This window comes from Winogradskyella pelagia (genome assembly GCF_017581965.1).
GTDB classification, from domain to species: Bacteria; Bacteroidota; Bacteroidia; order Flavobacteriales; family Flavobacteriaceae; genus Winogradskyella; species Winogradskyella pelagia.
On the sequence record NZ_JAGEVF010000007.1, the window covers coordinates 181,126 to 194,061 of the forward strand.

Genomic DNA, 12,936 nt, shown 5'->3' on the forward strand with positions numbered 1-12,936 from the left:
ATGAAAATAGCTATATATGGTCAAACCTATGCAAAAGAAACTTCCGCAACAGCTTTTGATGCATTGGCTAGTGAACTTTCAAATTATAACTCTGAAATTTACGTTGAAGCTGAGTTTTTAAAGCTTCAAAATATGTCCCAACCTAAAAATAAGAACTTTAAAAGTTTTAGCTCTCTTGATGAAAGTTTTGATTTATTGATAAGTATTGGTGGCGATGGCACAATCTTACGAGCTATTACCTATGTAAGAGATTACGGAATACCTATAATTGGTATTAATACAGGTAGATTAGGCTTTTTAGCTACAGTACAAACAGAAGAAATCCCCACAGTTCTGCCACTAATTTTTAAAGGTAATTACAAATTATCTGAAAGAACACTTCTAAGCGTAAGAACTACTCCTACCAATAAGGAAATCGAAGATATTAATTTTGCCTTTAACGAAGTTGCTGTGAGCCGTAAGAATACCACTTCTATGATTACCGTAGAAACACACCTTAACTCTGAGTACCTCACTTCATATTGGGCAGATGGCCTAATTTTATCAACACCAACAGGGTCTACAGGCTACTCGCTAAGTTGTGGTGGACCAGTAATCGCTCCAGATGCGAAAAATTTTGTGCTTACCCCAATAGCGCCGCACAATCTCAGTGCAAGACCATTAGTTATTCCGGATAATACTGCAATTTCTTTCAAAATTGATGGTAGAGAGGATCAATTCCTTATGTCATTGGACTCCAGAATTGTAACTCTACCAAACAGCACGGTTGTTCACATAAAAAAAGCAAACTTCACTATAAAAATGATTGAGCTTCCTAACGAAACTTTCCTAGACACCTTAAGAAAAAAGTTGCTTTGGGGAGAAGATCGCAGAAATTAAACAATAATTAATGGCAAAAACTGTTAATCTCTTAGACATTTTATGCCAAATTACTATTGGCTAGTAAGAATTGTTATATTTGCAAACTTTGAAAATCGTATGAGATTAATTGTAATTATTGTAATAAGCATTTTCATGAGCCAACCTGTTGTTTCTCAAATTTATGAAGTCGGTATTTTTGCCGGAGGAAGCAACTTTATTGGCGATGTCGGTGCTACAAATTATATCTCACCAAACCAATTGGCCTTAGGAGCTCTATTTAAGTGGAACCGTAGTCCAAGACATGCATTTAGGGCCTCTATTATTTTTTCGGATTTAGAAGGAAATGATAGTAAGTCTGATGACCCTAGACGTATTCAGCGCGGATATGATTTTAATTTAAGTATTATTGAATTATCTGCGGGAATGGAGTTTACCTTTTTTGATTTTGATTTACATACAAGCGGATTAAAAGGTACGCCATATTTATATTCTGGAATAAGCGTTACCAATCACGATAATTACTTTTTTAATCAAAATGGTGATTATACGTCTGAAAACACTAACAGTTGGGCCTATGGCATTCCAATTGTTTTAGGCTATAAAACCAATATTTCTAATCACCTAGTTTTAGCTGCTGAAATCGGAGCGCGATATACATTTACGGATGAGTTAGATGGCAGTGTACCTGATGCAGAGTTTAGGGAGCCATTTAGTTTTGGTAATACCAATAGCAATGATTGGTATGTGTTCTCTGGATTAACACTAACCTATACATTTGGCCGGAGACCTTGCTACTGCGGTTTTTAAGATGAGTTTAAAAAATCAAATACTAAAAGATAAACTACCAAACCATATTGCAATAATAATGGATGGCAATGGCCGTTGGGCAAAGCAAAAGGGTTTAATGCGAGTTATTGGTCACGAAAACGGCACTAAATCAGTGAGAGAAACTGTTGAGGCAAGTGCAGAACTAGGCATTAAAAATCTAACCCTATATGCTTTCTCTACCGAAAATTGGAAGCGACCTAAGTTAGAAGTTCAAACCTTAATGAAACTTTTAGTGCGGTCCCTTAAAAAGGAAATAAAAACCCTACAAGACAATAATATTAAACTCAGCGCCATTGGCTGTCTCAATGATTTGCCAAAAAAAGCTTACGAAGAATTATTAGATGTTATTGAAAAAACAAAAAACAATACAAACATGACATTAACACTTGCTTTAAGCTATGGCTCAAGGGAAGAAATTGTTAAGGTTATAAAGGAATTGTCGCTTAAAGTTAAAAATAATATAATTTCAACTGAAAGTATTGACGAATCCATTATAAATAAGCATCTTTACACGCAAGATTTACCTGATGTTGACCTGTTAATTAGAACAAGCGGTGAACAAAGAATCAGCAATTTTCTATTATGGCAGATTGCGTACGCAGAATTATATTTTACTGATATTCTATGGCCAGATTTTAAAAAAGAAAATCTATACAAAGCTCTCTTAGATTATCAAAATAGAGAACGACGATTTGGAAAAACGAGCGAACAACTTATCTAAGCACAATCTTTTGAAATTTATTACTCAGCTTTTCTTTACCGTATTAATAGGGCTTCTCTCTTTTTCTGCAAGTGCACAAGTAGAAGGCGGCAAAACCTATTTTATTAAAGAAATCAAGGTTACCGGAAATACTAATTTTAGCCCTCAGACCATAATTGCATATTCTAAATTGCGCAAAAATACCGAAGTTCAAATCGGAGGTGAAGAAATAGCAAATGCCGTTAAAACCCTTTGGAAATCTAATCTCTTTAGTAGTATAGATATTTATTTCACCGAAATTGAAGGCAATAAAGCAACCTTAGAAATACGTTTAATTGATTTACCTGAATTAAGAGAGTTAACAATTTCTGGCGTAAGAGAAGGAAAGAAAGAAGAAATCATTGAGGAAAATAAACTTATTTCAGGACAAAAAGTTACAGAAAACCTTATTTCAAACACTAAGAATTTCTTAAAAAATAAATATCAGAAAAAAGGCTTTTTAAACACTAAAGTAAACATAGTAACGTCTGAAGTTATCGATTCTGTAGAGAAGGAACGCGTTGATATGTTTGTTAAAATTGATAAAGGTCAAAAAGTTAAAATTAGAAAAATAAACTTTGAAGGGAATAATAAATTAAAAGACAAGCAGCTTCGTAAAGCCATGAAAAACACGAAGCAAAAGAATTTTATTAGGATTTTCAAACGCTCTAAATACGTTGAAGAAGACTACAAAGAAGATTTAGTCAGTTTAATAGACAAGTACAAAGAAAACGGATACAGGGACGCAAGGGTAATTTCTGATTCCATTATTTACCACAACGATAAGACTATTAGTCTAAACTTAAAGCTCGAAGAAGGTGAACAATATACTTTCGGGAAGATTTCTTTTGTTGGTAACACGGTATATTCAGACAAGGTATTAGGTGCTTTACTTGGTATTAATGAAGGTGATACCTATAACGGTGTTGAGCTAAGAGAACGTATTGCTAATTCAGAAAATCCAGATGCCAATGACCTTACCAATGCCTACCAAAACTACGGGTATATGTTTTCAACCATTAACCCTGTTGAAGTTAGTGCTGAAGGGAATGTCATTGATATGGAAATACGTATATCAGAAGGAAAACCAGCCTATTTTAATAATGTTACTGTCTCTGGTAATGATGTAACAAACGACCATGTTATTTACAGGGAAATAAGAACAAGACCCGGTGAACTTTATAGAAAGGCAGATATCATCCGTACGATTAGAGAATTGGGACAACTTGGCTTTTTCGATGCTCAACAATTAACACCAGATATTAAAAATCCAAATCCTGTTGACGGGACATTAGATATAGATTATAAAGTTGTAGAACAAGGCTCTAGTCAAATCCAGCTTCAAGGTGGATATGGTGGCGGTGGTTTCATCGGTACATTGGGTCTCTCTTTTAATAATTTTGCAATTAAAGATATATTTAAAAAAGATGCCTATAAACCTGTTCCTAGAGGTGATGGACAGAGTTTAGCTCTAAGATTACAGGCTAGTCAATTTTTCCAAACCTATAGTTTTTCCTTTAGTGAGCCTTGGCTTGGAGGGAAAAAACCATTTCAGTTATCCACTTCATTATCCTATTCAAGACAGTTCTTATTTGATCCACAATCGCGTAGGGCGGATAGAAGCAGACAGTTTAATATTATAGGTTTAACAGTTGGTAGTTCTACAAGATTGACAAAACCAGATGATTATTTCTTACTGTCACAAGCTATTAGTTATCAACATTACGATCTGCAGAATTACAACACCGGCTTATTTACGTTTGGTAATGGTAGTTCAAACAACCTGTCTTATACCATCGGATTAAGCAGAAATAACCTTTACACGGATCCAATATACCCAACTGGAGGATCTAATATATCCGCCTCTCTTAAATTTAGTTTCCCCTATTCATTGGTTAATGGTGTAGACTATGCTGCCCTAAAAGAAGAACGGGCTTCACTAGACCCAAGTGACCCAGACGATTTTCAAAGAATTGGTGAAATAGACCAAGAGCGTTTTAATTGGTTAGAATTTTACAAAGTAAAATTTAAAGTAGATTGGTATACAGAATTGGCCAAAAATCTAGTATTGCGGCCTAGTGCAGAATTTGGATTCCTTGGCGCATACAATAATGACAGAGGGATTATTCCCTTTGAAAGATTCTTCCTTGGTGGTGATGGACTAGGTAATTTCGCATTAGACGGTAGAGAAATAATTCAGTTAAGAGGTTATCCTAACCAATCATTATCAACGCAAGACGGTGGATCTATCTATAATAAGTTTTCATTAGAACTGAGATATCCTATAACCTTGGGAGCACAAGCAAAAATTTATGCCTTAACTTTTGTTGAAGCTGGAGCTTCAGTAAATAGTTTTAGAGAGTTTGACCCATTTAACCTTAATCGATCTGCAGGTTTGGGGGTTAGAATTTTCATGCCAGCCTTTGGATTATTAGGTATAGATTTTGGCCATGGATTCGACCCAGTGCCAGGAACTGTCGGCGCTAACGGGTGGGAAACACACTTTATTATTGGACAACAATTTTAAGTTTGGCACGATATTTTCTAATAGCTAAATAACGATTTCATCATGGCGTTAAAATTTTTAGGAATATATTTCGTTTATTTGAAAAACAAATATGCTTAAAATTGACGCCTACCAAATTATTGAGGTGTTGAGAAAAACTAATTAATAAATGATGAAGTTAAAAGTTCTTTTTTTAATAGTAATTATAAGTCTAGTGAACTTTAACCTTCACGCTCAAAGAGGTGTTAGGATAGGATATATAGATACAGAGTATATTCTTCAAAATGTTCCAGAATATCAAGAAGCTTCTTCCCAGTTAGATAAGAAGGCTGTGCAGTGGAAAACCGAAATAGAAAAGCGCCTTTCGGAAATAGAACAAAAGAAAAAAGAATTAAACAACGAGAGTGTTCTTTTAACCAAGGAGCTTTACGATGAACGTTTTGAGGAAATTAGCTTTGAAGAAGCCGAAATAATCGACATTCAACAGAAGCGCTTTGGACCTAATGGAGATTTAATGATACAGAAACGACAGCTTATAGAACCTATACAGGATCAGATATTTGCTGCAGTACAAGAAATCGCAACATCTAAGAAATTTGATTTCATTTTTGATAAATCTGCCGATGTTGTAATGTTATATTCTGCCGAGCGCTATGATATTAGCGAACAGGTTTTAAGAACTATCACAAGGTCATCAAGACGTAAGCAAGTTAATTCTAAAGAAGAGCGCAAGGCCTTAGAGGAAGAAGAAGTTGTTCCTTTCGTAAGCCAAGAAAAAGACGATAGACAGCAAGCGTTAGAAGATCGTAAAGCCCAGCGCGAAGCTGATTTAGCCCAAAAAAGAGCTGAGCGAGAAAAAGCCTTAGAAGAAAGACGTAAACAGCAAGAAGAATTAAGAGAGGCTAAACGTAGGGAGGCAGAGGAAAGGAGACAAGCTACAATTGATGCTAGAAACCAAAAGCGAAACGGAGATGTTGCAACAGACACTGTTGAAGAGGCAACGAAAAAAACTGAAGCAGCTGCAGTAACTGCAGCATCAGCAGAAACTAAAGAAAAAACAGAAGCTAAGGAAGAAATAGACCCTAAAAAGGATTCTAAGACAGAAATAGACAGTACTAAGGCTAAGAAAGAAGTAAAAAAAGACTCTAGCTCAGCTAAAAAATCTAAGACTTCAGCTGAAATTCTAGAAGAAAAAAGACAACAAAAAATTAGAGACAGAGAAGCTAGACAAAAAGAATTAGAGGAACGCAAACAAAAAATAATTGAAGAACGAAAAAAAGCGCGTGAAGAACGCGAAAAACAACTAAAAAAGAGAGATTCTATAGCCAAGGCTAAGAAGAAAAATGGAAATGATTAATAATTATAACACGTAATACAACTTAAAACAAATGAAACAATTTAGAATTTTAGCGATTGCAACGGCACTTTTTATCGGAGCGACAAGTTTTATGACTGGCCAGAGTAAAATTGCTCATATAAACAAGCAAGAGCTCGTTAAAGCCATGCCAGAGTACAAAACAGCCCAGGCTGAAATTGAAAAACTCGGTAAAACTTATGAAACAACTATACAAACTTCAATTAAGGAATTAGAGACCAAATTGAAGCAGTATGATGCCGAAGCAGCTGGACAAACCAATGAAGAGAATACCAAACGTATGCAAGAAGTTGAGGGTATGAAGCAAAGTTTAGGACAGTATCAGCAACAAGCTCAAAAGGATTTGCAAGAAAAGGAATTTAATCTTTTAAAGCCAATTGTTGAAAAGGCCGACAATGCAATTAAAGCGGTTGCTAAAGAGCAAGGCTTTCAATACGTTCTAGATTCTGCAATGCTCATCATGGCAGAAGGAAAAGACCTTATGGTCGATGTTAAAGCATATTTAAAAATTTAGTTCAAATCACATAGTTATAACTAAAAAAAGTCGCTTATGTTAATGAGCGACTTTTTATTTTTGTAGATATATGAGCAAAGACCCAATTGGTATATTTGATTCTGGTATTGGAGGAACTTCAATTCTGAAAGAAATCAACGCGTTGCTACCCAATGAAAATTGCGTCTATCTATCAGATAGTAAAAATGCTCCATATGGCAATAAATCTAAATCTGAAATACTTAGATTAAGCATAAAGAACACAGAAGTTTTACTGAGTAAACAGGCTAAAATCATTGTCGTTGCTTGTAACACTGCTACAACAAATTCAATTGCATATTTAAGGAAGAGCTACAAAATACCATTTATAGGGATCGAACCAGCTATTAAACCTGCCGCATTAAATACTAAATCTAAAACAATTGGGGTTTTAGCTACAAAAGGTACTTTAAGCAGTAGCTTATTTCACAATACCTCTGCGTTGTTTGCCAAGGGAATTAAGGTTATAGAACAGGTTGGTAATGGTATTGTTCCCTTAATCGAATCAGGTAAGCTCAATTCTAGTGAGATGACAGACTTACTAAAATTATACCTAGAACCAATGATAGAAGAACATATAGATTATTTAGTTTTAGGCTGCACACATTACCCATATTTAATCCCTCAATTACAGGAGTTACTTCCGAAAGAAGTGAAAATTATTGATTCTGGCCGCGCCGTTGCCAAGCAAACCCGAACTGTTTTACAACAACTTTTATTATTAAATCTTTCTGGTTCGCAACCAAGTGTTGAAATGTTCACAAATGGTAATATTGAAGTTTTAAAGACTTTTAGCGATAAAAACTTTAATAGTTCTTACTTGGACTTTTAGAAAGGAAACTTTATAATTACTACTATTTAATTGTGACAATTATTTTTGTTTATAATGCCAACTCTGGTTTACTTAATATTCTCTTTGATGTAAGCCACAAATTGATAAGTCCAAAAACCTATCCTTGCAGTCTATGCGCTCTTACCTATAACGTATTCAAAGAAAATAAAACCTGGCTAAAATTCAGAAAAACAACCTCTGCTAAATTTAAATTTTTACACAAGGACGAGTTTGAAAAACAATACCTGCATTCAGCATTGACTTATCCCGTTGTGATAAAAAAAGAATCTGAGCAATTAACAACGCTTTTATCGCATAGCGATCTCAATTCGATTAGGACCGTTGAAGAACTTATTGCCAAATTAAAAGGTCTTATTTAAACCACCCAGAATACTTAACGTAATTGTTGGCAATCCTGTCAATTTCTCCAGACACTAAATCTGGACTAATATCCTTTATCTTTTTTGCTGGCACGCCTGCATAGACACTCCCAGATTCAATTATGGTGTTTTGGGATACAACAGCGCCTGCAGCAACAATACTGTTACTTTCTACAACACAGCCATCCATAACTATACTTCCCATACCAATAAGGACGTTGTCGTGAATAGTGCAGCCATGAACGATAGCATTATGGGCTATGGATACATTATTTCCAATAGTTGTCGGTGATTTTTGAAACGTCCCATGGATAATGGCACCATCTTGTACATTAACCTTGTTTCCCATTTTTATAAAATGAACATCACCCCTAATTACGGCATTAAACCAAATGCTGCATTGGTTACCCATTGTAACCTCGCCAACTACTGTAGCATTATCTGCGATAAAACAATCTTCTGGGATAATGGGATAGTGTCCTCTTACTGATAATATTGTAGCCATAATCTACTTAAAAAATGATAATAATTCTGATTTTCTTGAAGCTGAAACCATAATCTCCTTACCGTTTCTTAAAACAACACTTCCTCCTTTTCCCTTGACATACCTCACAACCTCATTCACATTTACCAAAAAACTTTTGTGTACACGGGCAAAATTAGCATCTTTAAGTTGCTCTTCAATATACTTTAACGTCTTGCTTACCAATTTCCTTTTACCATTATTAAGATAAATCTCTGTATAATTATCATCAGCTTTGCAATAGAGAATATCATCCGTCTCAATAACTTCAAATCCGTTTTGCTGAGGAATTGTAATTTTTCCGCTAACTGATTTGGTTTTGGGTACTAGAACTTGGTTATGCAAGGCCTCCTCTTTTGCTCTTAATTCTCCAACGTAGTCAACCGCTTTAATTAATTCATCAATTGAAATAGGTTTCATTAGGTAATAGGACGCATGCGCATTTAATGCCTCAATGGCATAATGATTGTAAGCCGTTACAAATATGGTTTCAAAATCTACATGTCCCACTTTATCCAGCAAATCAAATGCATTTCCAAAAGGCATCTCGACATCTAAAAAAACGATATCCAAGTCGTTATTTCTTATCAGTTGTAAGGCTTCATCTATATTGGCAGCTTCGCCTTTTATCATAACATTAGGACAATACTTTTTGAGATAATTCGATAAAATCTCTCTGCTTTTTGCTTCGTCTTCTACAATTATGGCATTTAGTATCATACTTTTCTCTTTTTAAGGGTTACTATTACTCGAGTGCCCGTATTTTCTAGTCCCTTTTTATAGTCCTCAACTGAAATATCAACTTTTCCCTTATGCATTTCATTTAAGATGGCTACCCGCTTTTTTATGTTATCCATTCCTTTGGACTTTTGCTTTTTCTGGTTTTGAGTTTTAAGTGCTTTTGATTGTTCCCGGCCAATGCCATCATCAGTAATCACTATTGAGATTTCATTTTCGTTCTCATTTTTAAATTCAACTAATAGCCAGCCCTTTTCTTCCTTATAACGCAAACCATGCCAAACAGCATTTTCTATATATGGCTGTAATAGCATCGGTGGAATTGTATAGGCCTCGATATCAATAGATTTGTCTACTTTGAATTCAAAATCAAACTTATCCTGAAATCTAAAGTGTTCCAATTTCGTATACATTTCAATAAGCTCAATTTCTTTATTCAATGGAATAAAGTCCTCTTCACTATTCTCTAAAACCGAACGCATTAAATGAGAAAAATCTGTGAGATACTTATTAGCACTTCGCTCATCATTAGTAGCAATAAAACTATTTACGGAGTTTAAAGCATTAAAAATAAAATGAGGGTTCATTTGACTTCTCAAGGATTTTAAAGCCAAAAGATTATTGGCCAATTTTTGTTGCTTAATGTATTTATACATCAAAAAACCTGTGACCAAGAACAAAATTAAACCACCTGCCATGGAATATATAATCAGTTGCTGTCTCTTATTTCGTTCTTGGGTAAGCTGATATTTGCTCAACGACAAACGCCTGTCACTTTCTAAAGATGTAATTCTATTCTGTTGTTCGGCAATATTTCTGCTGAATCTTGCCGCTCGAGATATCTCTTGCTCTTTAAGCACGTATAATTCGTCAACTACATTTTTATATTCATTAATCATAGCTAAACCTTCATCGGTATCGCCTTTACTAATAAGCGCTTCTGAAAGTTTTCTGATGGCATCTTTCTTTACAACTAAATCGCCTTTTTTATCAGATTCTTCAATACTTTTCTCAAAATAAGGGATTGCATTTTCAAAATCCTTCTTTAAATAATAGGCATTACCAATCTTATAATTCTGTTTTTGAACTGTGTTTGCACTTTCATTGGAGAGCAATGAATCTAAGCCTAACAATCCTTCTATCGCTTTCTTTCGCAATTCTATTTCACCCTCATAATCTTTTATATCACTGCTAAATTCCGCAACTTTAATTTGTTCTTCAACAGCCCTCTTTTTATTTTCCTTTTTTGCTAAACTTAAAGAGCTATCGTAATAAGTCTTTGCTTTTGTATTTTCGCCTTGTTTGCTGTAGGCTTCTGCAATCTTGGATTTAAGGTCAATTACTTTAGGGGTGATTGAATATTTGTTAGCTATCTCTATACCATTCTGGTAAGATAAAATAGCAGCACTAAAATCTCTTTTACTTATGTACGCATCTCCTATACCTTCGTGAAGTAATACGCTCTGGTAATTAGATAAGACCTTTTCATCTATAGAATTATAGGAGTCAAAACAAAGGTCTTGGTTTCCATTCAACAGATAGGTTTTAGCCAGTTTTAATAAAGCCGATGGCCTGTTAGAGTTTTGAATACTTATTTTAAACGCCGTAATTGCTAAATCATATTGCTTCCAATAGAAATAAATATCACCGAGTAACTCATGCGCAACAGCACTTTGAGCAGAGGTCACCTCTTCATCTAGGGCATCTCCAATAAACTTGATGCTTTTCTCTGCATTAGTTTTTAAATAAGCATCGGCAGAATCGATATGCTTATTAAAATTTTTAGCGGTTTTTTGCCTTTTAAGCCTTGGACTGCTACTATCATTTTCATCTACCACCTCAATGGTTATCCTCTCGTTATTAGTAATAGTATGATAAATAGTTTCAAAATCGTCATGGCTTACAATCAGTTCATCACCTACTTTTGCTCTAATTGAAAAGTAACCATCATTATCAGTTGTAGTGTATCTGCCACCGTTCACTAAAACACTTACATTTTTATATGGTTGATAAGATGACTTTTCATAGACAGAACCTCTAATATTAAAATAAGTTTCTAATTTAGAATTATTATACGATCTACTTTGAGCATAGTTCAATTGAAATACAGAGATGCAAACCAGTAAGATGATTAAAATTTTCTTGAGCATACGATGGATATCCTATAAGACTAAACTACATACTTTATTTCAGTTGAAAAAATACCCTTTTCCAATAAGTGAGGTTAAAAAGAGCGATTTATAACAGAAGACTAAAATATAACCTAAACTAACTCATTCAGCCGTGGCCTTTACTCATTATAACTTTATATGAAAGAAAGTCTCTAAAAAGTATTAATTCCTTATTTGACTATTCTTTCAAAATAAAATCCGACGATGTGCTCTGAAGCTTTTCATTAAAATCCCTATGCAACTTTATTAAGCCATGAATGATATAAAAAACAAAAAGAAGCCCAATATTATAAATTTGAAAAAGGTCTAACTAAAAATTCCGCTTTATCGTCGAAATTAGTTTACGGCAGGACAATTACACTCATACTTCTCTCTTCTACAATTGAAATTGTATCCTAAAGTAATTTGATGAAAACCACCTGTATTAAAATTAACAGTATTAGCTTGGTAAGAATATGTATAAGCAAATACAAACTGATTGTAGTCTATCCCTAAAAATGGAGTAATGTATTGCAATTTTTGACTGCTCACTCCAGACCCATCCAAAAATTCAGCGCCATCTAAACTTCTTCTATAAGATAGTCCTCCCCAAATTTTCCCAAAATCCATTTCTCTATAAACTTTACCATTGATATCAATTGAAGACTCCTGCGTAGCATCTCTGTACATATACATTATTGATGGCTCATAACTCCAATCACTTCCATACTTACTAAAAACATAGCCTGAAGAAAATAAATATGTTCTTAAATTATCAAATTCAAAACCTTGGTCATTAAAGTTAATACCCTCATTATTCAAAATATTCTTAACAGTAAAATGCGCATAAAAATCAATGAAATGATAGGAAAACCCAAAATCAACATTAAAATTGGTCGCACTTTGTTCTATTCCCGCAATCAAAGCATCAAAGTCTCCAGGGGCTAAAAAACTTGTTTCATCCAATTTATATTGAAGAAATCCAGCACTTAATCCAAAAGATAACATGTTTAAATCTATTTCATTCCTTGAAAACATTAAATGATAAGCAAACGTCGCATAACCTCCTTGGGTTGAATGGAATCCATTCTCATCACTAAAGAGTATACCACCAATTGCAACTGGAGAATCTCCTAAACGACTATTAATACTTAATGTCTGTAAATTAGGTGCATCATCAACACCAAACCACTGTTGTCGTGCTGTTAATCTTACCTTAGCGCAATTTGCAACACCTGCCATAGAAGGATGAATTAAATAATAATTATCCGTTAAATAATCAGAATAAATAGGAACTCCTTCCTGCGCATCAATAAAATCCACAACAAAAGTTACAAATAAAGCTATCAACCAAAAATTTCTTAATCTCATAATGTCTTATCGTTTCAAGGTAAAATGGGCATTGAGTTCCTTCCGTTGTCCGGTCAGGGGCTCGTCATAGGCCAGTGTGAACCAGTAGTCGCTCGTGGGCA

General features: G+C 34.4%; 12 protein-coding genes. 8 read left to right on the top strand and 4 right to left on the bottom strand.

The features are described from left to right. The 8 genes from J4050_RS10305 (at position 1) to J4050_RS10340 (ending at position 8,053) form a co-directional block, all read left to right on the top strand. Entirely contained in the window at positions 1–879 is an 879-nt protein-coding gene (locus tag J4050_RS10305; RefSeq protein WP_208154499.1) for an NAD kinase, read from the top strand. A 99-nt stretch (positions 880–978) separates the two neighbouring features. Then, entirely contained in the window at positions 979–1,668 is a 690-nt protein-coding gene (porG, locus tag J4050_RS10310; RefSeq protein WP_208154500.1) for a type IX secretion system protein PorG, read from the top strand. Between the two features lies 1 nt (position 1,669). Beyond that, positions 1,670–2,410, top strand: a complete 741-nt coding sequence (gene uppS, locus J4050_RS10315; protein ID WP_208154517.1) for an undecaprenyl pyrophosphate synthase — start codon at positions 1,670–1,672, stop codon at positions 2,408–2,410. Between the two features lie 10 nt (positions 2,411–2,420). Then, entirely contained in the window at positions 2,421–4,955 is a 2,535-nt protein-coding gene (locus J4050_RS10320) for a BamA/OMP85 family outer membrane protein (RefSeq protein ID WP_243878613.1), read from the top strand. 148 nt (positions 4,956–5,103) lie between these two features. Next, positions 5,104–6,291, top strand: a complete 1,188-nt coding sequence (locus J4050_RS10325; protein ID WP_347879112.1) for an OmpH/Skp family outer membrane protein — start codon at positions 5,104–5,106, stop codon at positions 6,289–6,291. Positions 6,292–6,322: 31 nt separating this feature from the next. Further along, a complete protein-coding gene (locus tag J4050_RS10330) occupies positions 6,323–6,823 on the top strand; it encodes an OmpH/Skp family outer membrane protein (protein WP_208154502.1) in 501 nt (166 codons plus the stop codon). A 70-nt stretch (positions 6,824–6,893) separates the two neighbouring features. Then, complete coding sequence (gene murI, locus J4050_RS10335) at positions 6,894–7,673, top strand: glutamate racemase (RefSeq protein WP_208154503.1); 780 nt, start codon at positions 6,894–6,896, stop codon at positions 7,671–7,673. A gap of 32 nt (positions 7,674–7,705) precedes the next feature. After that, positions 7,706–8,053: a GTPase gene (locus tag J4050_RS10340; protein WP_208154504.1), complete on the top strand. Its 348-nt coding sequence runs from the start codon at positions 7,706–7,708 to the stop codon at positions 8,051–8,053. Here the strand turns inward: J4050_RS10340 and J4050_RS10345 are convergent. From J4050_RS10345 to J4050_RS10360, 4 genes are all read right to left on the bottom strand, one after another. Then, positions 8,046–8,558, bottom strand: coding sequence for a gamma carbonic anhydrase family protein (locus J4050_RS10345; protein ID WP_208154505.1), 513 nt, complete (start codon positions 8,556–8,558; stop codon positions 8,046–8,048). The two genes, J4050_RS10340 and J4050_RS10345, sit on opposite strands and share 8 nt — an antisense overlap. Before the next feature lie 3 nt (positions 8,559–8,561). Beyond that, positions 8,562–9,296 carry a LytR/AlgR family response regulator transcription factor gene (locus tag J4050_RS10350; protein ID WP_208154506.1) on the bottom strand — a complete coding sequence of 245 codons (735 nt, stop codon included), beginning with the start codon at positions 9,294–9,296 and terminating at the stop codon, positions 8,562–8,564. Then, positions 9,293–11,464, bottom strand: coding sequence for a histidine kinase (locus J4050_RS10355; protein WP_208154507.1), 2,172 nt, complete (start codon positions 11,462–11,464; stop codon positions 9,293–9,295). Before J4050_RS10355 ends, J4050_RS10350 begins: the two co-directional genes overlap by 4 nt. 357 nt (positions 11,465–11,821) lie before the next feature. After that, positions 11,822–12,835 (bottom strand): PorP/SprF family type IX secretion system membrane protein, encoded by a 1,014-nt coding sequence (locus tag J4050_RS10360; RefSeq protein WP_208154508.1) that lies wholly within the window; start codon positions 12,833–12,835, stop codon positions 11,822–11,824. Between the last annotated feature and the right edge of the window lie 101 nt (positions 12,836–12,936).